Source organism: Streptomyces vastus (assembly GCF_039532825.1).
GTDB lineage: Bacteria > Actinomycetota > Actinomycetes > Streptomycetales > Streptomycetaceae > Streptomyces > Streptomyces vastus.
In genome coordinates this window covers 54367-75736 of record NZ_BAAASJ010000033.1, presented here as the reverse complement: position 1 = coordinate 75736, position 21370 = coordinate 54367, and the positions used below count along the sequence as shown (strand labels likewise).

At 66.4% G+C, this 21370-nt stretch carries 21 protein-coding genes and 1 pseudogene; 10 read left to right on the top strand and 12 right to left on the bottom strand.

Annotation, left to right across the window (positions count from 1 at the left end; all coding sequences use genetic code 11):
- Nucleotides 1–146 precede the first annotated feature (146 nt).
- From ABD357_RS16880 to ABD357_RS16870, 3 genes are all read right to left on the bottom strand, one after another.
- On the bottom strand, nt 147–893 hold the full coding sequence (locus ABD357_RS16880; protein WP_344390975.1) for a UPF0158 family protein: 747 nt from the start codon (nt 891–893) through the stop codon (nt 147–149).
- 118 nt (nt 894–1011) lie between these two features.
- Nucleotides 1012–1386 carry a hypothetical protein gene (locus ABD357_RS16875; protein WP_344390974.1) on the bottom strand — a complete coding sequence of 125 codons (375 nt, stop codon included), beginning with the start codon at nt 1384–1386 and terminating at the stop codon, nt 1012–1014.
- Nucleotides 1387–1610: 224 nt separating this feature from the next.
- Nucleotides 1611–2165, bottom strand: coding sequence for a Uma2 family endonuclease (locus ABD357_RS16870; protein WP_344390973.1), 555 nt, complete (start codon nt 2163–2165; stop codon nt 1611–1613).
- Nucleotides 2166–2334: 169 nt separating this feature from the next.
- Here ABD357_RS16870 and ABD357_RS16865 point away from each other — a divergent pair.
- A pseudogene (locus tag ABD357_RS16865) lies at nt 2335–2772 on the top strand (aminotransferase class I/II-fold pyridoxal phosphate-dependent enzyme); the annotation flags it as partial.
- A 240-nt stretch (nt 2773–3012) separates the two neighbouring features.
- Here ABD357_RS16865 and ABD357_RS16860 read toward each other — a convergent pair.
- The 6 genes from ABD357_RS16860 to ABD357_RS16835 form a co-directional block, all read right to left on the bottom strand.
- Nucleotides 3013–3597, bottom strand: a complete 585-nt coding sequence (locus ABD357_RS16860) for a TerD family protein (RefSeq protein ID WP_344390970.1) — start codon at nt 3595–3597, stop codon at nt 3013–3015.
- Nucleotides 3598–4544: 947 nt separating this feature from the next.
- The gene (locus ABD357_RS16855; RefSeq protein ID WP_344390968.1) at nt 4545–5081 is read right to left on the bottom strand and encodes a YbjN domain-containing protein; all 537 of its coding nucleotides are present in this window, start codon (nt 5079–5081) and stop codon (nt 4545–4547) included.
- Nucleotides 5082–5235: 154 nt separating this feature from the next.
- Nucleotides 5236–5556: a type II toxin-antitoxin system PemK/MazF family toxin gene (locus ABD357_RS16850; RefSeq protein ID WP_344390965.1), complete on the bottom strand. Its 321-nt coding sequence runs from the start codon at nt 5554–5556 to the stop codon at nt 5236–5238.
- Entirely contained in the window at nt 5553–5777 is a 225-nt protein-coding gene (locus ABD357_RS16845; RefSeq protein ID WP_344390964.1) for a hypothetical protein, read from the bottom strand. The genes ABD357_RS16850 and ABD357_RS16845 overlap by 4 nt, the downstream gene beginning before the upstream one ends.
- Nucleotides 5778–5801: 24 nt before the next feature.
- Complete coding sequence (gene clpB / locus ABD357_RS16840; protein WP_344390963.1) at nt 5802–8402, bottom strand: ATP-dependent chaperone ClpB; 2601 nt, start codon at nt 8400–8402, stop codon at nt 5802–5804.
- A gap of 305 nt (nt 8403–8707) precedes the next feature.
- Entirely contained in the window at nt 8708–9043 is a 336-nt protein-coding gene (locus ABD357_RS16835) for a Rieske (2Fe-2S) protein (protein WP_119101612.1), read from the bottom strand.
- Between the two features lie 408 nt (nt 9044–9451).
- Between ABD357_RS16835 and ABD357_RS16830 the strand changes: the two genes are divergently transcribed.
- The 3 genes from ABD357_RS16830 to ABD357_RS16820 are packed head-to-tail and all read left to right on the top strand — an operon-like array spanning nt 9452 to nt 12368.
- Nucleotides 9452–10396 carry a helix-turn-helix transcriptional regulator gene (locus ABD357_RS16830; protein ID WP_344390961.1) on the top strand — a complete coding sequence of 315 codons (945 nt, stop codon included), beginning with the start codon at nt 9452–9454 and terminating at the stop codon, nt 10394–10396.
- Nucleotides 10397–10419: 23 nt separating this feature from the next.
- Nucleotides 10420–11400 carry a helix-turn-helix transcriptional regulator gene (locus ABD357_RS16825; RefSeq protein WP_344390959.1) on the top strand — a complete coding sequence of 327 codons (981 nt, stop codon included), beginning with the start codon at nt 10420–10422 and terminating at the stop codon, nt 11398–11400.
- Nucleotides 11397–12368, top strand: a complete 972-nt coding sequence (locus ABD357_RS16820; protein WP_344390957.1) for a helix-turn-helix transcriptional regulator — start codon at nt 11397–11399, stop codon at nt 12366–12368. Before ABD357_RS16825 ends, ABD357_RS16820 begins: the two co-directional genes overlap by 4 nt.
- Here the strand turns inward: ABD357_RS16820 and ABD357_RS16815 are convergent.
- Complete coding sequence (locus ABD357_RS16815) at nt 12340–13383, bottom strand: helix-turn-helix transcriptional regulator (RefSeq protein WP_344390955.1); 1044 nt, start codon at nt 13381–13383, stop codon at nt 12340–12342. The genes ABD357_RS16820 and ABD357_RS16815 overlap by 29 nt on opposite strands.
- Before the next feature lie 1047 nt (nt 13384–14430).
- Between ABD357_RS16815 and ABD357_RS16810 the strand changes: the two genes are divergently transcribed.
- The 3 genes from ABD357_RS16810 (at nt 14431) to ABD357_RS16800 (ending at nt 16649) form a co-directional block, all read left to right on the top strand.
- Nucleotides 14431–15405 carry a hypothetical protein gene (locus tag ABD357_RS16810; RefSeq protein WP_344390954.1) on the top strand — a complete coding sequence of 325 codons (975 nt, stop codon included), beginning with the start codon at nt 14431–14433 and terminating at the stop codon, nt 15403–15405.
- A gap of 224 nt (nt 15406–15629) precedes the next feature.
- A complete protein-coding gene (locus tag ABD357_RS16805) occupies nt 15630–16247 on the top strand; it encodes an SMI1/KNR4 family protein (RefSeq protein ID WP_344390953.1) in 618 nt (205 codons plus the stop codon).
- Between the two features lie 96 nt (nt 16248–16343).
- Nucleotides 16344–16649, top strand: coding sequence for a hypothetical protein (locus tag ABD357_RS16800; protein ID WP_344390951.1), 306 nt, complete (start codon nt 16344–16346; stop codon nt 16647–16649).
- A gap of 149 nt (nt 16650–16798) precedes the next feature.
- Here the strand turns inward: ABD357_RS16800 and ABD357_RS16795 are convergent, their stop codons facing one another.
- Nucleotides 16799–17458: a Uma2 family endonuclease gene (locus ABD357_RS16795; protein ID WP_344390949.1), complete on the bottom strand. Its 660-nt coding sequence runs from the start codon at nt 17456–17458 to the stop codon at nt 16799–16801.
- Nucleotides 17459–17561: 103 nt separating this feature from the next.
- Complete coding sequence (locus ABD357_RS16790; RefSeq protein ID WP_344390948.1) at nt 17562–18020, bottom strand: ATP-binding protein; 459 nt, start codon at nt 18018–18020, stop codon at nt 17562–17564.
- A gap of 278 nt (nt 18021–18298) precedes the next feature.
- On the opposite strand from ABD357_RS16790, the gene ABD357_RS16785 reads away from it, so the two are divergent.
- The 3 genes from ABD357_RS16785 (at nt 18299) to ABD357_RS16775 (ending at nt 21200) form a co-directional block, all read left to right on the top strand.
- Entirely contained in the window at nt 18299–19189 is an 891-nt protein-coding gene (locus tag ABD357_RS16785) for a helix-turn-helix domain-containing protein (RefSeq protein WP_344390947.1), read from the top strand.
- A gap of 2 nt (nt 19190–19191) precedes the next feature.
- The gene (locus ABD357_RS16780; protein WP_344390945.1) at nt 19192–19374 is read left to right on the top strand and encodes a DUF397 domain-containing protein; all 183 of its coding nucleotides are present in this window, start codon (nt 19192–19194) and stop codon (nt 19372–19374) included.
- A 281-nt stretch (nt 19375–19655) separates the two neighbouring features.
- Complete coding sequence (locus ABD357_RS16775; protein WP_344390943.1) at nt 19656–21200, top strand: circularly permuted type 2 ATP-grasp protein; 1545 nt, start codon at nt 19656–19658, stop codon at nt 21198–21200.
- Nucleotides 21201–21370: the final 170 nt, after the last annotated feature.

Sequence of the window (21370 nt, the reverse complement as noted above, 5' to 3'; positions counted from 1 at the left end):
CGCCTGGTCGAGTCGGGACACCGGTGCTCGGCAGTCATGTCACGCAACCCGCCTGTCGGCGTACACGCTTCCATCAGCGATCAACCGGCGCCGCCAGGCCCGCTGAACAGCGCCCCCGGATCATGCAGGACAGGGGCAGCAACGAGTCATACCGGCCCCGAAGGGTACGAAGTCGAGCTGGGCTCTACGAAGAAGGTGATGTGCGGGCAGTAGCCCTCCTCGGCCAGCCAGGCGCGGGCCCGTCCGCGCTGTCGCTCATCGCGGAACCGGTGGTACCGGCTCCAGGAGCGCTCGTCACCAGCGAGGACGTCCTTGAAGCGCCGGAAGGTACCCCGCCCGCCCATGGCGATCCGCAGCCTGTCGGTAAGGGCGACATCCTCGACCTCTTCGATGAACAGCTCCATGTCCCGGTAACCGGCCCGGGACCCCAGAGCCGGCACGTACAGCCATCGCTCGGGATCGTCGTCCTCCTCAGCCTCGGGCCCAGGCCCCAGCTCATCGGTGAACGCAGGCCAGCACTCCCCGGTGGACAGATCGATCCGGCCACCGGACTCGGCCGGGTCGCCTTCCAGCAGCATGGCGAGCATCTCCAGATCGACCGCGAGCGGGCGCAGGAGGGGCACCGCCGCGTCTCCCGTGGCCGCGCGCAACCGGTCCGCCAGCTCCTCATCGCCCCGGAAGCCGCGCTCCTGGAGCGCGCCGAGAAACAAGGCCGCCATCTCCGCAGTCCCCGGCAGGCCCTGCGCCGCGGCCCCGGCCACACCATCGCCGGCCAGCTGCAGCACCTCACGCACGGGTCCACGACGCAACGCCGCAAGCAACGCCACTCCGTCCTGCGCGTGGAGCGCGCCACGCAGGGCCCGCAGCCCGTCCTCGCCCCATCCCTCAACCACGATCCCGACGGTAACGCGCCACCGAGGAGTACGACGCCGGGACCCATCGGTTTCCCTCCGCCCGGCTCCGTGCCAGTGCCGGCGCACCCGGCGCCTGGGGGCAGGCGGTGTTGCCCGGTCAGCGGCGCCGCTTGCGGCCGCTCTTGCAAGGGAATCCTGGAGTGAGGGGGCCGCGCGGGTCCGCCAACTGCACGGCGTGCAGATAGCGCAGCAGCGTGCGCAGGGTGCCCGGGGCGTCGCCGCGTTCCTCCCCGGGAAGCTCGGTGACCTGCCGGGGAAGCCAGGAGAGCAGTAGCTCCTCCACATGGCGCGGCTCCCACAGCCCCAGTCGGCCGTCGGCAGTCGCCCGGTGTCGGTAGTCCAGGGCCGTCTCGGCAGTGAATCCGTCCACCGGCAGCCCCTGCTCTCCGGCCCACCGGACCAGGCGGTCGACCAGCAGCCCGCACGCCGCCTCGAACTCATCCTCGGCCTCGGATTCGAACCGAGTCCGCATGAAATCCGTCCAACCTGTCAGCAGTAGTCGTTGCCGTGCCACGCTATCGGCGAACCGGGGCCGGCAACTCGGCCGAGGACGAGCGGGCCCGCTACCTCAGGGCAGCACGTGGTGGTGGTCGCCCGCAGCGAACGCGGCTTTGGACCTCCTTGCGGCGAACCGGACTCGTCGCACGCGCACGCGCTCGCGGCACGGCACGGGCCTGGCCGGCGGGGAGTCCCTCTTCAGCGGCCTTCCGCCTCGGACTCCGGGCGCGGGAGTTCGTCGAGGTCGAGGGTGAAGGTGCGGCCGTCGGCCAGGGGGATGGGGAGCTTGCCCGTGCCGTACTTGTGGGTGTGGGCCGCGATGTAACCGGTGGCGGTCGGCTGGGTGTGGAGGACGACTTCCTGGGCGTAGGGGTCCACGACCAGGTAGATCGGGATGCCGTAGCGGCCGTACTTCGCGGTGCAGTCGTCGTAGTCCTTGCGCGCGGAGGAGGTCGAGACGACCTCGGAGATCAGCAGGACGTCTTCGAAGCTGTAGCGCTTGCCTTCCCGGCGGGCGTCTTCGCGAAGGATCGCCAGATCGGGGGCGGAGTTCTCGTCGGCCGGGAAGTCGATGTAGACGTCGGAGGTGACCTTCGCGTGGCGGCCGAGGGCAAGAGCGGAGTCGATCTGCATCGACCTGATGGTGGTGGAGTGCTCGAAGCTCCGCGGCGTCATGATCACCTTTCCGTCGGCCCCGAACAGGACCGTGTACCCCTTGGGGAACTCGGTGTGCGCGATTGCGTCGACGCTCATGGACGGCTCCTTCCCGTGTGTGGTCAGGATACGGACAGTGCCGCGTCACCGAGCCCGTCGGGACGGCCGGCAGACCGGTCCGAACAGACCCTGCGGCCAGTCCACCGCCGGTGCCGGAGACCACAGCCGGGCCTGTCGCACGACAGAGGAACAGGTAGGCCAACGAGGTGTCGCCTGGGTGACCGGTACCCAGGAACTCGTGACCGCCGTCCGGACAGCCAAGCAGTACCTGACCTACGTCAGCGCCGGCCCCTTCCAGTACGCGATCGCCGAAACGCTGCGCCTGCCGGACGCGTACTTCGACAGCTTCCGCACCGACCTCCGCCGCAAGCGCGACCTGCTCGGCGACGGCCTGCGCGCGGCCGGGTTCGAGGTCTACCAGCCCAAGGGCACGTACTTCATCACCACCGACATCACTCCCCTCGGCGAGAAGGACGCCCACGCTTTCTGCCGCGCCCTGCCCGAGCGCTGCGGCGTCGTCGCCATCCCCAACTCCGTCTTCTACGACGACCCGGACGCCGGCCGCAGCCAGGTCCGCTTCGCCTTCTGCAAGAGGGACGACGTTCTCCACGAGGCGGCCGGTCGGCTACGACGCCTGACTGTCTGAACTCAGCGAAGAACTACACAGCCATGAGTCCGCGAGCAGCGCAGAGAAACCGCCCGGCTCTGGGCACGGTATGAAACCACCCGGGGATGGCTCCACGAGGTCGGCCTGCCGTCGTACCGCAACACCGAAAACGCGCGGACGCTCTCGGCTGCCGCTGGGGTCGCGTACCGCCCGCAGCCAGCGCCACGGGCCATGTCCCGGGGCCTGGGCGCCACTCGGATGCCCGGCCCCAGGGACGCACTACTTGCTGACAGCGAAGCGCATCAGAGCATGCTCGTCACCCTGCTTGATCTTCCCCGTCACATTGATCACTTCGAGCTTCCACGTCTCGCCGACCCGCATCGCCTTGGCTACAACGCAGCCGTTGTCCTGGGTGAGCAGGCTGGGCCAGATGTCCGCGACCTGCTGAGAGCTTCCCCCCGTCGCGTCGTAGACCTTGAAGCTGATGTTGCGCGCCTTCTGGAAGGAACTGCCCTTCTTGTACGCGGCGGCGACGAACACGATCGACGTGATGTTGGGCGGCATCCGGGCGAACTCGACGGTCACGGTCTCGTCGTCCCCGTCCCCGCGTCCGGTCTGGTTGTCGCCGCTGTGCACCAGCGAGCCGTTGCCCATGGGGTCCAGCGAGTCGAGACCCGCGAGGCGCACCGGGTCCCCGCCCTGCACGGCGATGGCGATCAGGTCGAGGTCGGTGCCGGTCTTGCGGCGCAGCTTGCCCAGCACCCCGCCACTGCTGCCAGCCGTGGGATCCCAGGAAACCCCGATGGACAGGTGGGTCACTCCGTCCAGGTCTGCCGGGCCGTCTTCCTTGGTGAGCGTGATCATGCGTGGGTCATCCTTTTGTCAAAGGGACTACAACACGCAGAGTCTCCCTGGTGCCTTGGTGGTTCCATGCGACGGGTCCCCATGGGCGCGCACGATCGGATCGGGACGAGAACGGGCTTGGTCGCCCGGGTCGCCGAGAAGCTCGCGGGAGGGCGGAAGCCCCTGCCCGACCGAGCGCAGCAGGCCGAACTCCACGGCCGCCGCCGACCAGGCCCGGCCACGTCCGACGACGGAGGTGCCGACGGCACGGCCGCACCGGGAGTCCTTCGTCAGCGGGCGTCCGCCTCGAGCTCCGGGCGCGGGAGTTCGTCGAGGTCGAGGGTTGTGGGTGTGCGCCGCGATGTAACCGGTGGCGGTCGGCTGGGTGTGGAGGACGACTTCCTGGGCGTAAGGGTCCACAACCAGGTAGATCGGGATGCCGTAGCGGCCCTACTTCGCGGTGCAGTCGTCGTAGTCCTTACGTGCGGAGGAGGTCGAGACGACCTCGGAGATCGGCAGGACGTCTTCGAAGCTGTAGCGCTTGCCTTCCCGGCGGGCGTCCTCGCGAAGGATCGCCAGATCGGGACTTGAACGGCACGGTCATCGGCCGGAACGTCGGAACGCTCACGGAACCCCCTTGCATCCGGGTGAAGACCCGGCCTGCGAGGCGGGATGCCCCTACAGGGAGCGTGGCGCTTGTGGGTCTGCCCTCCACGAAGTGAGTGCGTTAAGCGCCGTGCTCATGTCTTCACCGGCTGCAAGCGCACGGAGGTGCTGCAGGCCGACTGCGGAGCGACTGCTCAAGCTGCGGCAGTAGTGAGCTGCGGCTTTGCCGAAGTCCGGTGCTGTACCGCGCCCCCGTCAAGGCGGCAGCGAAAAGCCCGGTCAGGCGCGCGACCTTGCTGGTCGCGCCCCTGACCGGGCTCTCGTACGCATACGGGGCCGAGGCCCCGGGCAGAACGCGGAGGCTACTCCGCGTCGTCCTCGGGCTTCTCGGCGTCGTTTACCTCCTGCTCGAGGCCGAGCTGCTCGACAAGCCACTTGTCGAACTCGATGGCGGCCCGCACCCAGCTGACCGTCGAGGACACGAAGTGCTCCAGGCTGACACCGGTACCGATCAGCATCTGCGCCTCGCCGATGAGGCGGACGGTGCCGTCGTCGTGCGTGTGGCTGTAGACCTTGGGCCACAGCGTGCGCCGGTTCCAGTCGTCGATCGACTCGAGGAGCTGGGGCTTCTCGTCGATCTTGTGCGGCCGGTCGTAGAACGTCCGGACCGAGAAGACCTGCTGGTCCCCCTCGCCACGGAACATGAAGTACGTACGGAACTGCTCCCACGGCGCAGCGAGGTCACCCTCGTCGTCGACGACGTACTTCAGCTCCATCTGGTCCAGGAGCTGCTTCACGAGGTCCTGATCCGGGACGACGGGGCCCGCCGGTCCGCCGCTCTGCGGCTCTGGCTCGGGCTGGCCCCCGAAGTTCGGAATCGAGGACGGGTCGATGGACATACTTGGACACTCCTGTGCTCGTCTGGCTCGTCCGGCCATAGCTGAGACCAGACGTACACAGCCCACCCTCTCTCTCTTGCCCCGTGACCGGCAACCGCCCCAGGCGAAGGGCTTGGGAATGTGGCCGAATGAGCCCTGCTCCTGCGGTCTGCGCTCAGAACAGGCCGAGCTTGAGCATGAGGGCCCGGTCGACGTCCACCAGCTCGTCGGCATCAAGAGAGCCTTTGAAGTGGCCGAGTCGCTCGGGCGTGACCGAGTGGATCTGGTCGGTCAGGATGCGTGTCGACTTCCCGTCGAGTTCTATCTCCGGGCGGTACACAGCGGGACCGGCGCTCGCCGACGTGAGCGCGACCGTTACCGTGCTCGTCGAGAAGCGGTCGGACTGGATGACGACCGCACAGCGCCGCCCCTGCTGCTCGTGGCCCCGCGCATCGGGCGCGGCCTTGATCTCGTAGATCGCCCCCCGGAAGATCACTCGGCGACACCCATGTACCGCTGGATGGCGAGCATCTCCGCCTGGTCGTCCGGGTCGTTGGCCAGGCGCTCGGCGTCAGCCTTCGCCTGCTCGATCAGCTTCTCCTTGTACGTGTGCAGAAGCGCGTAACGCACCGCTTCCGTACGCGAGCCGTACTCCTCCGCCAGTGTCCTTATAGCTGTCTCCATGGCGTCGTCCGTGCGGACGTTCAATGTGCCCATGGAGACAGCGTATCGCAAAACGTATTACAGCGTCTTGCCCGTCGCCGGCCCCACGATCAACCCGTCCCCGAACGAGTCCACCCGTACCGTGTCGCCGTCCTTCACCTCGCCCGCGAGGATCTCCTTGGCGAGGCGGTCGCCGATCGCGGTCTGGACGAGGCGGCGGAGAGGGCGGGCGCCGTAGGCCGGGTCCATGCCCTCGTCCGCGAGCCAGGTCAGGGCCTCGTCGGTGACCTCGAGGGTGAGGCGGCGTTCGGCGAGGCGCTTGGTGAGGCGGTCGATCTGGAGCCTGGCGATGCGTTCCAGTTCGGGCTTCGTCAGGGCCGAGAAGACGACCAGGTCGTCGAGGCGGTTCAGGAACTCCGGCTTGAAGGAGGCGCGGACCACTTCAAGGACCTGCTCCTTCTTCTCCGCCTCGGTGATGGTCGGGTCGACCAGGAACTGGCTGCCCAGGTTCGAGGTGAGGATCAGGATCGCGTTGCGGAAGTCGACCGTGCGGCCCTGTCCGTCTGTGAGGCGTCCGTCGTCGAGCACCTGGAGCAGAATGTCGAAGACCTCTGCGTGCGCCTTCTCGACCTCGTCCAGGAGCACCACGCTGTACGGGCGGCGGCGCACGGCCTCGGTCAGCTGGCCGCCCTCCTCGTAGCCGACGTAGCCGGGCGGGGCGCCGACCAGCCGCGCCACGCTGTGCTTCTCGCTGTACTCCGACATGTCGATACGGACCATCGCCCGCTCGTCGTCGAAGAGGAAGTCCGCGAGCGCCTTGGCCAGTTCGGTCTTGCCGACACCCGTCGGGCCGAGGAAGAGGAAGGATCCGGTGGGACGGTCGGGGTCCGAGATACCCGCACGCGTGCGGCGTACGGCATCCGAGACGGCCCGTACGGCCTCGGTCTGGCCGATCAGCCGGCGCCCCAACTCCTCCTCCATGCGCAGCAGTTTCTGCGTCTCACCCTCCATGAGCCGCCCGGAGGGGATACCGGTCCACGCGGCGACGACGTCCGCGATGTCGTCCGCGCCGACCTCCTCCTTCACCATCGTGTCGGACTTCGACGCCTCCTCCTCTTCCTCAGAAGCTGCCTCCAAGTCCCTTTCCACGGCGGGGATCTCGCCGTACAGCAGCTTGGAGGCGGTGTCGAAGTCGCCGTCGCGCTGGGCGCGTTCGGCCTGCCCGCGCAGTTCGTCGAGCTTCTCCTTCAGCTCACCGACCCGGTTGAGGGACTGCTTCTCCTTCTCCCAGCGGGCGGTGAGGCCGCGCAGCTCCTCCTCCTTGTCGGCGAGGTCGCGGCGCAGCTTCTCCAGGCGCTCGCGGGAGGCGGGGTCGGTCTCCTTGCTGAGGGCGAGCTCCTCCATCCGCAACCGGTCGACGGCGCGCTGGAGTTCGTCGATCTCGACGGGAGACGAGTCGATCTCCATACGAAGCCGGGAGGCGGCCTCGTCGACGAGGTCGATCGCCTTGTCGGGCAGGAAGCGGGAGGTGATGTACCGGTCGGAGAGGGTGGCCGCGGCGACCAGCGCGCTGTCCGCGATCACCACCTTGTGATGGGCCTCGTACCGCCCCTTGAGTCCGCGCAGGATCGCGATCGAGTCCTCGACGGTCGGCTCGGCGACCAGCACCTGCTGGAAGCGCCGCTCCAGCGCCGCGTCCTTCTCGATGCGCTCGCGGTACTCGTCGAGGGTCGTGGCACCGACCATGCGCAGCTCACCGCGCGCGAGCATGGGCTTGAGCATGTTGCCCGCGTCCATGGCGGAGTCTCCGCCGGCGCCCGCGCCCACGACGGTGTGCAGCTCGTCGATGAACGTGATGATCTGCCCGTCGGACTCCTTGATCTCCGCGAGCACGGTCTTCAGCCGCTCCTCGAACTCACCGCGGTACTTGGCGCCCGCCACCATCGCGCCCAGGTCCAGCGCGACCAGCCGCTTGTTCCTCAGGGACTCGGGCACATCGCCCTTGACGATGCGCTGGGCCAGCCCTTCGACGACGGCGGTCTTGCCGACGCCGGGCTCGCCGATGAGGACGGGGTTGTTCTTCGTACGCCGGGACAGCACCTGCACGACGCGCCGGATCTCCTGGTCCCGCCCGATGACCGGGTCGAGCTTTCCCTCACGCGCGGCGGCCGTGAAGTCGGTGCCGAACTTCTCGAGTGCCTTGTACTGGCCCTCGGGATCCGGTGTGGTCACGCGGCGCCCTCCCCTCGCTTCCTGGAAGGCCTCCAGCAGCTTCTTCGCACTGGCGCCCTGCTGGGAGAGTACGTCGCCCGTCTGGCCGCCCTTCGCGGCGATGCCGATGAGCAGGTGCTCCGTGGAGAGGTACTCGTCGCCCAGCTCCTTGGCCCGCTCCGTGGCATCGGCGATGACGGCGAGCAGCTCGCGGTTGGGCTGCGGCGGCGCGACGGTCGAGCCGGTGACGCTGGGCAGCGCGCTCAGTACGCGCTCGGCGCCGGTCCGTACGGCCGCCTGGTCCGCCTCCACCGCGGCCAGCAGGTCGGTGATGTTCTCGTTCTCCTGCCCCTCGAGCAGCGCCAGCAGCAAGTGCGCGGGGGTGAGATCCGGGTGCCCCTCGGACACGGCCCGATTGCTGGCCGCGTTGATCGCGTCCCGGCTCCTGTTGGTCAGCTCGGCGTCCACGTCCGCTGTCTCCTCCTTGCGTATCAGCCGTCGTCAGCCGTCGTTCGGTCGTCACTCAACGCTGACTTCAGCAACGTACACAAAGTTGAGTCTATTCCACTCAAGGCGGTACGGGAGGCCGGTCAAGAAGGCCGGTGCGCGCGGCGACGGAAGAGCGACGGGAATCAGCCGCGCTTCACAGCGCCCAGAACAGGCCCAGACCAGGAGATTCCGCGCAAACGACAGCGGCGTCACCGTGTTCAGGTCACGGTGACGCCGCTGCGGGGGGAAGCACCTGAGCGATTTACTACGACGGGGGAATCGCGTCAGGCACTGCGGGGGGTGGCTGAGATTGTTCGTACGTCCGGGGCTTCCGGCTCGACCAGCCGGTGGTCGCGCTGGTCGAGGTTCACAAAGATCATTCCGTACCGGATGGCACACCGCACGGGCTGCGGCGCTCCTCGCGGGCGCCGTAGACACCGGTACGCCCGCACGTCGTCGTCCTCGTCCCGGGTGACGACGACCGGCTCTCCGAAGACGGTCACCATCAGTGAGTCGCCACTGTGGGGGATGGCGGTGACCAGGTCGATGAAGTGCCAGCCGGAGCGGTAGGCGGTGGCCATTTCTCTGCGGAAGGAGCGGTCGTCGGGTGGGGTGGTCATGACTCGACGGCCCACGAACTGTCGTCTCCGGACCAGGAGCTGTCATCGTCGCCGCCGGTGGACGCCGGACTGACCCAGCTACTGTCGCCGGGATCGGCGGCAGGCGCGGCATTCACGCTCCAGGAACTGTCGCCTGCCCTAGCATCAACCTTGGTACCGTCGAGGCCACTCAGCACCCCGAAGGCCACAACGGCGGAGAAGGCGGCGGCAAGCGCCGAGCGAAGCATTCTCTTATGCATAGTCGGCTTCGTCCTCATTTGAAGGTCACCTCTCCCCCGTCGATTACGACGATGGCGCATTCAGGCACGTCATGGCCACCGAATGGATGCATCATGTTCCTGCACGTTCAGGACCCTGGGGGGTGGAGATTTGGGGACAAGCGAGACTAAGCAGACACATCCTCATGCGGTGACTGAGCTGTGCGAGGAGGGTCGCCGTCTCTATGGGAACGCTCTGCGTACGGGACGCATCGCCCGCGCGGACGTGGAGTCCGCTCCCTGTCTGATGGAATTCACGCTGCTTCACCCCGACCCCGACGATGCGAACTGGCTGCGCCCGGTGCCCCCGTCGATCGCCCTGGCTCAGCGGCTGCACCCCATAGAGCGCGAGATCAGCAAGCGAAGGCAGCTGTCGATCGAGCTCGCCGACGCTTTCGAGCCGTTCATGGCCCTCAGCGCCCAGGCGACGTCGACCACTCACTCGATCACGGTGCTGGAGGGCATAGAGCGGATCAATGCGGCACTCGATCTGGCCACGGCCCAGTGCCAGTCCGAGATGCTCACGGTCCAGCCGAGCCGCCGCCGTCTCGAGCACACCCTCACTCAAGCGCTGGAGCGCGACAGGCCGTTGATCGAACGGGGTTGCCGCATCCGGACGCTCTACCAGCACACGGCCCGCCACAGCCCCGAGACACTGGCCTACGTGGCCCAGTTCTCCAGCGGCAAGGTGGAGTACCGCACCATCGACGAACTCGTCGAGCGACTCATCATCTGCGACGAGACCGTCGCCTTCATCCCCACGCGCGACGACGGGCAGGTCGCCCTCGAACTCCGTCAACCCGGACTCGTCCGCTACCTGATCAAGGTCTTCGAATTCATGTGGGCCCGTTCAGTCCCCCTGGATGCCAACGCCCCCTACGAAACCGCCCCCGACGGCATCACCGACATCCAGCACTCCATAGCGAAGCTGCTCATCGAGGGCTACGTCGACGAGGCGATAGCCAGGCGCCTCGGCATGAACGTACGCACCTGCCGAGCCCACATAGCCAAGCTCGCCACGGCTCTGGGCAGCGGCAGCCGAGCCCAACTCGGCTTCCTCATAGCGCAGTCGGGGATTCTGGACCAGGATCACTGATTGCCGAGGGAAGAGAGTCACAGGTGACCACCGGGCCGCACGGACACAGAGCCGACGAGCCATGCCAGGCAGGCCTGGAGCTGTATGCCCGCGCGCTGCGCGAGGGCGGTGTTCCCCATCAGGATGCGGACCCCGTCCCCTGTCTGATCGACTCCTGCCTGCTTGAGCCGGACCTCCAGGACATCCTCTGGCTGCGTCCCGTCGCCCCTGCCATAGCCCTCCCTCGGCTTCTGCACACCACTGCTGAGGACATCGCACGGCAGCGACAGCGCGAGGCACGCCTGGCCGAAGCGTTCGCACCGCTCATGCGGATCGACGGCCGTCATACGGCAGCAGCGGAAACCCCAACGATCAGCATCCACAGTGACAAACAGCGGATCAACCTGGCCATCACGCAGGCCATGGCCGACGGGCACGAGGAACTCCTCGCCATCCAGCCCCACATCGGCCGACCCTCCAAAACCCTGGCCGCCATAGACCGTGACCAGGCACTGCTGGACCGGGGTGCCCGAATCCGCACCCTCTACCAGCACACCGTCCGCCACTCGCCCCCGGTGATCGCCCGCTACGAATTACTCAAAGGCGACGTCGAAGCGCGCACACTCGACGAAGTCACACAACGGCCGATCATCATCGACCGCACCGTGGCGTTCATCCCGGCGAACAAGGACCGCACGCTCGCACTGGAAGTCCGCAACCCGGCCCTGATCACCTTCTTCGTCACGACCTTCGAACGCCTGTGGCGCCTGGGCACGCCCATGTACCCCGAGGCGGCCAGGCAACCCACCCTGAATGGCATCACCCCCCGCCAGCGCGCCATCGCAAGTCTCCTCATCGAAGGCCGCACCGACACAGCGATAGCCGCACGCCTCGGCATGAACGTCCGCACCACCCGCGTCCACATCGCCAAACTCGCCGAGACCCTGGGCAGCGAAAGCCGCGCCCAACTCGGCTACCTCATCGCAGAATCAGGGATTCTCAAACAGGAGGGAGCAGCGGAGTGACCACAGCGCCGCACCCGGTCCACGGCGTGGACGAACTGTGCGCGGCGGGATCAGAGCTGTACGAACGGGCTCTGCGCGAAGGGCGCGTAGGCATCGCGGACGCCGACGAAGTCCCCTGTCTCGTCGACTTCGGACTGCTGCACCCGGCAGTCGGGGATCCGAGCTGGCTAGAACCCATCGCCCCAGTCGTTGCCCTGCACCGGTTACTGCGGACCTCCGAGGAACGCATCGCGGATGAACGGCGGCGCGAGGCCCGGCTGACCACGGTGTTCGAGCCGCTCATGCGGATCGACGGTCGTCATACGTCAGTGGCCCCGACGATCAGCATCCTCAGCGGCAGACAGCGGATCAATCGAGCCATCGCCGAGACCATGGCCGACGCGAACGAGGAACTCCTCGCCATCCAGCCCCGCGCCAATTACGGCGATCCGCACGAGGTGCCTCGAGCCGACGTCATGGATCGTGACCAGGCCCTGCTCGACCGCGGCGGCCGCATACGCACCCTCTACCAGCACACGACGCGCTACCTGCCCTTCGTCCTCGCCCGCTACGAAGAGCTGAGGGGTGACGCAGAGGCCCGTACGCTCGACGAGGTCACCGACCGCCTCATCGTCGTCGACCGCGCGGTCGCCTTCATCCCCGCAAACAAGGACGGCACCCTCGCCCTGGAAGTCGGCCACCCCGCGCTCGTCGAGTACTTCGCCACCACCTTCGACCGCCTCTGGCGCCTGGCCACCCCCATGTACCCCGAAGCCGTCCAGCGCCCGTCACCCGATGGCATCACCCCCCGCCAACGTGCCATCGCAAGCCTCCTCATCGAAGGCCACACAGACACCGTGATCGCTGAACGCCTCGGCATGAACGTCCGCACCACCCGAGTCCACATAGCCAAACTCGCCAAAACCCTCGGCAGTGAGAGCCGCGCCCAACTCGGCTACCTCATCGGCCAGTCGGGGATTCTGGAGTAGCGGGGCCGGGTGCGATGAGGGGCTGAAGGTCCGGGGAGCGCGGAGGGCCGTCGAGACCCACCTGGGCGATGCGGACGCCGAGCTGCGTGCGGCTGGCGGCGCCCAGGGTCTCCGCGAGACGGGCGATGTGGGCCCGGCAGGTACGAACACTGATGCCCAGTCGCTCCGCGACCACCGCGTCCTGGTGGCCCTCTGCCAGCAGCGCCGCGATGGAGCGTTCGCGGTGGGTGATGCCCTCAATTCCGGTGTCCGGGAGGGGCGCGGTGAGGGGGATCGCGAGGCGCCAGAGCCGTTCGAAGACGGTGACCAGGTAGTCGACCAGCGCCGGGTGCCGCAGCTCCAGCGCGATCGTGCGGTCGGGGCTTGCGGGGATCAGGGCGACCGTCCGGTCGAAGACGATGAGCCGCTCAGGGACCTCGTCGAGGGTACGGGCCTCGGCCGCGTCGCCCATCAGCTCCATGTAGTTGAGCAGTCCCTGACCATGCCGGGCGACGTGCGTGTACAGGTCGCGCATCTGTACGCCCCGCCGGCGCAGCGCGAGCGCCCGGTGCAGCCCTTCGGACAGTTCGTCCTCGCGACGGATGCCACCCGGCTGCACGGCCAGCACCTCGGACGTGCACGCCTCGGTCGCCTCGTCCATGGCAGCACGGATCCGGGGCAGTCCGTCGAGCACCCGGATCGCCACTCCCTCGGCAGGCGACCGCTCGTCGCCGCCCAAGGAGGCGTACCACTCGAAAGCGGACACGGTCGCACCCACACGCGACTGCGCCGCAACGACGTCCGCGTGCATCTCCCGCAGCAACCGCGTCATGACCTCCTGCGGCGAGGTCGGCACCAGGTATCGCATGTCGTCGGGGTCGGGATGCAGCAGCGCCAGCTCAACCAGACAGGGCACGGTCTCGGCATCCTCACGGGACACCCGGCCACGCCGCACGGCCCGGGAGTACACCCGGTCCCCCGCATCGCACAGACGGTCAGCACCGTGCGGATGCGCCTGCGTCCTGTGCCCGGCCATCTCCCCAACCCCCGGTTCCAGCCTCTTCGGAGCGCAACTATGCGCGGCAGACCCGGCCTCCGCAACACGGCTCGACCGCACCCGCGCTCCCTATCGACACACTAGATCCGCATTTGTCCACCCCTACGGCTGGCTGGTTGCAACAAGCTGATGGCCGGAGCGGCACGCACCCTCAGCGCATGATGGAACCGCTTCCCTCGGCTACCAAGGCACCCTGAGCGACCTTGGCCGAATACCGACCCGATGGGTGCCCCACAGTTTGATAGCGCATGGGCTATGGACTGATTCATCCCGCGCTTCCACGCGGACTGCCGTCCGCAGGTGATGACGTAGGCAAGGAATGCATCTGACCTGCAAGATTGAGGATTGCCCAGTCCCGTACACACTCATCAGTCGACGGCACTGTCCATAGCCGCGAGGGGGCCACAGAGGAGACCCGGGCTCAGCTGCTCCTCCAGCTGTAACTCCATGCACTACGGGCCACACCGCGATGACCCATATAACCCTATTGAGACGATAGTTAGAGTATGCACCCCCTCCTCATGCAACAAGATGAGGGTGTATCCGAGCAGTCAACGGTGCGATCGTGGGCGCAAGGGAAATGCGACCAAGTACTACAGCCTCAGATCTTGAGCTTGTAGTACTTGGGTCGGCAGGCCCTCCCGCGCCGCGAATTGGCACGGTTTATTCCGCATCCATCGGCTGCCTCGGCAGCTGAGCCACCATTCCCCCCACGCACAGGCAAGTGGCAGTCACAGGGCGGCCAACCCAGTTGACGCCCCTTTCACGTCGCACCCACGGGCAGTTCGGCCTGCCCGAATGAGGGGAATGATTTTGCGCAGATACCGATGGATCGCAAGATTGATCGTGGTCATCGCATTGACATTGGCGTCACTTCCGGCGAGTGCCGCGGCAGACGACTCACGCGAATTCACCAAAACCAGATTCACCACCCTGGAAGGTACTCCATTCCCTCAACCTAGGGCGGGGAAGCAGAGGAATGTGAGTCCGGAGAGCCCGGCAGAAGCGCAGCGTCGTACCGACTACGTGAAGACGCTGCCTGAAAGAACCCAAGCCGCGGACGCGGTTAATATGAGCGAATGCTGGGATGCAGTCGCCCCCGATACCGGCGGCGAGGAGACTCTCACTCACTTCACATGGTGCAAAGTCGGGCTTCTTACCGTCGACGATGTACGGTGCGACCCCGGCTGTAAGACGGTGGGATCCGTCTCCTTCCGAATGTCCATGATGGGGATGGGGAATCAAGGGTCGAGCGCAACGGAGGATCGGAAGGTTCGCATTTGGGTCATGCTCGACCAGGCGAGGATATCAACGCCTCCCCCTAATATGAGTCGGCAGCTTCGGTTCGTCCCGGAGTGCAGCACAACGAACAACAAGAAGATGAGAGTGGCTCGCGTCAAGGGAAGCAACATTGCCGACTCCAGCAAGTGGCAGTACCTCAACGCCGAAAAAAGTGCGTGGATGTACGGCGAGACCGAAGGCAACGATTTGACGAACGGTATCGCCAACGAGTACAGCGTCACCCCGCATAAGGGAAACTTCATTCTGGTCAGCCAGGACAGCACCGAGGCGTTCAGCGGAAAGATCAGGATGTGGCATGGCTGCGACCCTTACGGGCCATTCGCCTCATGGGTGGGTCATGACGTGGTATATCAGATGCCGGAGCCAGGCCCTTACGGGACATGCGAAGACGGAAGATGTTTCTCATATAATGCACATGCGCATCCGTCCCTATCGTCCGGAGACCGTTGGACGTTGTCCTACAACGTCAACAACTTTGACACCAGAGTTTCGACGGAGGGTGCTCACTTCCGAGACCCCACCATCTACAGACCGCGCTTTGTTTCCTTCAAACTGGTATCCACCGGAACACTCAGATCGCAAGCCAAGCTGTCCTACTCGGCAGGTGGTTCCAGTAACGCGGCAGCATCGCCATGCCGCCCCAAGGAGCCTCCAATAGCTGGAACCTTCGCAATGAAGGCAGGTACACCCTGCCCGTAATCTAAGCCGCTCGTGTGCATGGCGCCCGTCAAACGAGGTGCCATGCACACGGAGTTCGGGAGCCGACTCATCGCCAATAGCTGAATTAACCGGAAGGGAAGCTGCACGGGCCGGCAGTCCTGGACAGCATCCCCTCTGCGAGGTCGGATGGACCCGAGTGGCGGTAGGCGCGTGCCTGGCCCCCCTCCCTTGCGGGGCGGGAGCCAGTACGCCACGATGCTGCCATGACCATTTCTGACGCCTGGTACAGCATCGAGACGTGGCTGCAGAGTCGAGCGCCCGCAACCTACGCTTCACTTCCCGATCCAGCTAGTAACGAGGAACTCGAAGCACTTGAGCGCGGAATTCAAATGGAATGCCCGGACGCGCTGAGAGAATCTCTGCTGCGGCACAACGGATCAGAGGAATGCACCCTTCCTGTCTTTTATCGTTTCAGCAGCATTCGACAAATTGAGTACGAATACAAAGAAATGGTGAAGGCGGATGAGCGTCGGGCTAAAGAGCTCCGAGAACGACATCGTGAACGCCCGAACCAATTTCCCGCCCTGATGCCAGGCGAACATCCGTTTTGGAGCCCCGGCTGGATCCCCTTCTGCTACAACGAGGGCGGTGACCTGCTCTTCCTCAGCCAGACGGAGGGTGAAACCCTTGGTAGAGTCGGTAAGTTCGGAGTGGACAGTGGCGCTTCCTTCGACGATAACTCAGCATTCATGTCGCTAGCTCATCTCTTGGAAGCCACCGTGAACGCCTTGCACGCCGGACGCTTCGAAATCTGGGGTGAGTGGCACCCTTACGTTGACAGCAAGGGTTTCCTAGATTGGCGAGACGCTGAAGAGTTCTGAATCGATGTCCGTACGGGATCCTTTGCCATCTCAAGCACCCAATTTCCCCCGTCCGGCTCACCGGCCCCAGTACTACAGCCTCAGATCATGTGACTGGTGGTCGGTGCTGACCGTTGTCCGGTCATGCTGATGAATGTGAGTGTGGAGCGCGTCGGGGACTGGGCGGAGGAACTGGGCGCTTTGACGGGCGGGTTGGGGCATCTGTTCGCCCGGCCAGAGTCGCGGGAGGTGTTCGCCGATCTCATCGAGGGGCTGCTGTCGGACCTGGGCTGCAAGAACGGCTGGACGATGGCCGAGCGGGCCACTCCGCACCGGATCCAGAAGTTCCTCGGCGAGGCAGGGCCAATGACATGCGCTTCCAAGGCGCCTGAAAGACCGCACGCTCGCAAGCGCTTCAAATGAAGCTTTCCTTGGAGAGCGCTGAGGCGCACATCGAGCAGCCACTCTCCGCAGTCCACGACGGCTATCGCGGCAATCCTCGGATCTGACATCACCACGATCTCGGCCATGGGTGGATCACGCCGTACGCCTCCATCGACTGCCCGACCCTCTCAGCCCCGCCTGGGTCCAGTGATCGCCACGCCGATCACGAAGCCCTTGGCAGGACCCTCGGGAATGGTTACTTCGGTGCCGTAGAGGACGCGGTGGATGTCGTCCCAGTCGGCCTTGTCGGGGCGTGGCCCGGTGAACAAGGTGACGGAGCCCTGGTCATCGAAGTCGTCGATGAGGACGTAGACGGGGATGCCGGCGCGGGCGTACTCCCGGCGCTTCCGCACTCGGTCCCGGTCTCGGTTGCGGCTGCCCGGCGAGACGACTTCGACGATCAGGCACACGGACTCGGCCGTGACTCCGAGGTCGTCCTCGTCACCGCACTGCTCGGTGTCCTCCGGCGCGACGAAGGCATCCGGAATCCATGCCTTGCGCTTGTAGATCACATTCACATCCTGGTGACAGGCGTACTCGCCGCCGTCCAGGAACCTGTCCAGGGCCCTTCGCACACGGTTGGTGATCAGGCCGTGCGAACGGCGGGCGGTGGGCGACACCTCGATGGCTCCCTCGATGATCTCAGCGCGGTAGCCCTCGGGGAGTTCCATGGCCTTCCATGCCTGCCACAGGACCTCGTCCAGTTCGGGGCCGTTCTCGGCGGGGGACACGGACTCGGTCCTGATCTCAGGCATGGTCTCGGGCCTCTCGTGCGCAAGAGCGGTCATGGCGGCACCTCCTCCTCAAGTGTGGGCTTGGCGTACTAGAGGCACAAGCAACGCGATCACGGTAGGTACGGCGATGGGGGCGGCCAGGGGAAAGGCCCCTGCGTCACCCGATGCGGTGAGGATGGCTCGGGCCGCCAGCTGCCGCCTCCCCCAGCTCGAACCAAACGCCCTTCGCGTACCGACCCGCCCGGTCCGTCGCTACGCCCCACGCCTCCGCAACCCCGGCAACGAGGGCGAGGCCTCTGCCCCAGCAGGCAGTCGCCCCGGCTGCGGGCGCGACTGGGGCGTCGTGGCTCTCGTCGTACACGCTCACCCGGAGCCGGGCCGGTGTGAGCTGGACACGGAGCATCGTGGTGCCCTTCGTGTGCAGATGAACGTTGGTGACCAGCTCCGAGGTGCAGAGGGTGGCCGGCAGGACGAGGGGTTCGCGGTCGAGGGTGAGGAGGACCGCGCGTACGAAGTCGCGGCAGACCTTGGGGTCAGTGATATCGGCGGGGGCGAAGAGGCTGTAGTCGTACGAGAGTTGGACGGGCCTGTGCGGCGCCCGGCGGGCGGCATCCATGGGACATCGGCTCCTGTCGGAAGGGTGCGGGTGGATTGGCGGGAGACGTTGGAGCCCGCGATGGCAGTGTCCGGGTCCGACTGGATGGCGGTTCGGATGCGCTTTCGCCGGTGGGCAGGGGGAGTTGAACGACTCCGGCTACGATTTCGGAGCGTCGCCACCACCGCACTCAAAGTAGCGAATACGGGTTACCGCGTGCAACCTATTCGCTGGATAGCGGTGGACCACACAGCCCGAGCGGGGCAGACTGGCGCCAACCCACCGGAAAAGGAACCACGTTGGCACTTCGCACCAGCACGACAGAGCGACAGCGGCGCCTCGGCGCAGAGTTGCGCAAGCTGCGCGAGGAGTCCGGCCACTCCGTGACGGAGGGCGGGGAGTTCATCGGCATGGGCCGCGCTCACCTCGGGCACGTCGAGGCAGGCCGGACGGCAATCCCGACGGACAAGCTGCGTACCCTTTGCCACGCATATGGGTGCACACGGGAACCCTTGATCGAGGCCTTGGTCGCGATGAGTGAGGACAACGGGAAGGGTTGGTGGACCGAGTACCGCCGCACGCTGAGTCAACCCGTTCTGGATCTGGCGGAACTCGAAGCGGCGGCCGACGCTCTCTTCTCGTACGAGTCCCTGTTCATCCCGGGCATCCTGCAGACGCAGGAGTACACGCGCTCCATCTTCCGGTCCAGCGAGCGCCCGCACGAGGACTTGGACAAGGCGGTTCAGTTCCGCATGAACCGGCAACAGGTCCTGCTACAGGCGGAACCCCCCTCCCTGCACGCCGTGATCCACGAGGCTGCCCTGCACGTACGGTTCGGCGGCGCGACTGTCATGCGCAGGCAGCTGCTGCATCTGATTCGCATGGCGGAACTGCCGAACGTCACGATCCAGGTGCTGCCTTTCACGGCCGAGGGGCTGCCGGCCTTCAGCACCCCGTTTCTGCTCACCGAATCCCACAAGTCGGCCCTGCAGACGGTCCTCGTCGAGAACCCGGCGGGCTCGCTCTACATCCATGAAAGCGAGGCGCTCGTGAAGTACCAGGCGCGTTTCGACCGTCTTCGCTCGGCATCCCTGCCGCCTCTGGACCCCGCGGTACCCGCGGTTGCACACGAGTCGCGCGATTCCCTGACCCTGGTGCAACACCTGCTCTACAGCCTTCAGGAGGCCTGATCATGCACGAACCGGCCTGGCAGAAGTCGTCGTTCAGCGAGGACCAAGCGAACTGCATATACCTCGCCACCTCCTCCGACGGAACGATCCGCCTCCGCGAGAGCGACGACCCCGGCACCGTACTCACCACCGCCCCGCAGGGCCTCGCCGCTCTGCTCGACAACCTCCGGCGAAGCGCTACTTGATGGGGTGTCGCCGGAATGAACTCGCGACCGTAGGCGGGGGTGCAGCACTTAAGACTTCAATGAGGAGTGGACCTGTTATAGATGTGCTTATTACGGGTCCCTACAGCCGTCAGCGCAGTGGGCCCCACTTTCCATGAGATTCCGAACGGCACCGTCGGCCCGGCCGGGCACTCCCCATCCGTCACGTCCCCGCGCCTACCCCACGCCCCGCGATCACTCCCGTGAGCTGCCCGAAATCACCAAGTGATCACCCCGTTACCTGCCGCACCTACCGTCAGGCCATGGCGGACATATTTGACGCATACGCGTTGGCCGACGCGTGGGACGAGATGTTTGAGCGGCCGGGTGAGGTCAGGACCGCCTATGAGCCGGTGCTGGCAGCACTTCAACCGATGGAACCGGCCGAACTCCGGTTCAAGGCCGACCAGATGGCCCGCGCGTTCACGGACCGCGGCGTGACCTACGCCTTCGCGGGCGAGGAAAGACCCTGGCCGCTGGACCTGGTGCCCCGGGTCCTCGACGCCCTCGAATGGGATCTGATCCAGCGCGGGGTCGCACAACGGGTCAGGGCCCTTGAGGCCTACCTCGCCGACGCGTACGGGGCGTGCCGGGCCTTCGAGGACGGGGTGGTGCCCTGGAGACTCCTCCTCAACTCCGGGCACTTCCACAGAGCCGCGCACGGCGTGGAGCCGCCGGGCGGGGTACGCATCCATGTCGCCGGCATCGATCTCGTACGCGACGAGGCCGGCGACTTCCGCGTCCTGGAAGACAACGTACGGGTGCCGTCCGGGGTCTCGTACGTCATCGAGAACCGGCGCGCGATGACCCGGATCTTCCCCTCCCTCTTCGCCGAGCAGCATGTGTGCCCGGTCGACGGCTACGGGCAGCGCCTGTTCGCGGCGCTGCGCGCGGCGGCGCCCGACGGGGTCGGCGACCCGCGTGTCGTCGTCCTCACGCCCGGCCCGAGCAACGCCGCCTACTTCGAGCACGCCCTGCTGGCCCGGCTGATGGGCGTGCAACTCGTCGAGGGTCACGATCTCGTGTGCCGCGGAAACCGCGTCTGGATGCGGACGACGCGCGGCGAGATGCCGGTCCATGTCGTATACCGGCGGCTCGACGACGACTTCCTCGACCCGCTCCACTTCCGCCCCGACTCGGTGATCGGCTGCCCGGGCATCATGAGCGCGGCCCAGGCGGGGAACATCACGCTTGCGAACGCCGTGGGCAACGGCATCGCGGACGACAAGCTGCTCTATACGTACGTCCCCGATCTCATCCGGTACTACCTCGCCGAGGAACCGGTCATCCCCAATGTCGAATCGTTTCGCCCCGAGGAACCAGGGCAGTTGGAGGCCGTACTCGACCAGCTCGACCAGCTGGTCGTGAAGCCGGTCGACGGGGCGGGCGGGCAGGGCATCGTGATCGGTCCGCACGCGGACAAGGCCACGCTGGATCGCGTACGCAAAGAGGTCATCGCCGATCCGCGCGGCTGGATCGCCCAGCGTCCCGTCGCCCTGTCCACCTCGCCCACCCTCGCGGGCGACCGGATGGCGCCGCGCCACATCGATCTGCGGCCTTTCGCCGTGAACGACGGCAGTGAGGTGTGGGTACTGCCCGGAGGCCTGACCCGGGTAGCGCTCCAGGAGGGCAACCTCATCGTCAACTCCAGCCAGGGCGGCGGCTCCAAGGACACCTGGGTGCTCGCGGAGGGTCCGGCGGGCGGGCCGCTTCCGGAGGAGCCCGGCGCCGTACCGGACGTCGCCCCGCGTCAGCTCGGCCCGGAGGGTGAACGCCCCCTCGCAAAGGAAGGGGCGCAGCAACAGTGACGACTCCCCATGGAGCGACCACTGATCGAGGAGGTACGGCCTTGAACCCTCCCCAAGCTGAAGGCAAGGGGATTCCTGGCTCACGTCGCCTGCGGCCCTGCGGACCAGCAGGTCCTACACGATCAACACCAGCCGGGTTGGAACCAGCCCGGTTTGGTACTGCAAGTAAA

What these genes read in the sequence shown, in the direction of transcription:
- ABD357_RS16775 (WP_344390943.1), top strand. Translation starts at nt 19,656, where the DNA reads ATGGCGGACATATTTGACGCATACGCGTTGGCCGACGCGTGGGACGAG.
- ABD357_RS16790 (WP_344390948.1), bottom strand. Translation starts at nt 18,020, where the DNA reads ATGGATGCCGCCCGCCGGGCGCCGCACAGGCCCGTCCAACTCTCGTAC.
- ABD357_RS16795 (WP_344390949.1), bottom strand. Translation starts at nt 17,458, where the DNA reads ATGACCGCTCTTGCGCACGAGAGGCCCGAGACCATGCCTGAGATCAGG.
- ABD357_RS16855 (WP_344390968.1), bottom strand. Translation starts at nt 5,081, where the DNA reads ATGTCCATCGACCCGTCCTCGATTCCGAACTTCGGGGGCCAGCCCGAG.
- ABD357_RS16875 (WP_344390974.1), bottom strand. Translation starts at nt 1,386, where the DNA reads ATGCGGACTCGGTTCGAATCCGAGGCCGAGGATGAGTTCGAGGCGGCG.
- ABD357_RS16835 (WP_119101612.1), bottom strand. Translation starts at nt 9,043, where the DNA reads ATGACCACCCCACCCGACGACCGCTCCTTCCGCAGAGAAATGGCCACC.
- ABD357_RS16815 (WP_344390955.1), bottom strand. Translation starts at nt 13,383, where the DNA reads ATGGCCGGGCACAGGACGCAGGCGCATCCGCACGGTGCTGACCGTCTG.
- ABD357_RS16860 (WP_344390970.1), bottom strand. Translation starts at nt 3,597, where the DNA reads ATGATCACGCTCACCAAGGAAGACGGCCCGGCAGACCTGGACGGAGTG.
- ABD357_RS16845 (WP_344390964.1), bottom strand. Translation starts at nt 5,777, where the DNA reads ATGGGCACATTGAACGTCCGCACGGACGACGCCATGGAGACAGCTATA.
- ABD357_RS16780 (WP_344390945.1), top strand. Translation starts at nt 19,192, where the DNA reads ATGCACGAACCGGCCTGGCAGAAGTCGTCGTTCAGCGAGGACCAAGCG.
- ABD357_RS16805 (WP_344390953.1), top strand. Translation starts at nt 15,630, where the DNA reads ATGACCATTTCTGACGCCTGGTACAGCATCGAGACGTGGCTGCAGAGT.
- ABD357_RS16870 (WP_344390973.1), bottom strand. Translation starts at nt 2,165, where the DNA reads ATGAGCGTCGACGCAATCGCGCACACCGAGTTCCCCAAGGGGTACACG.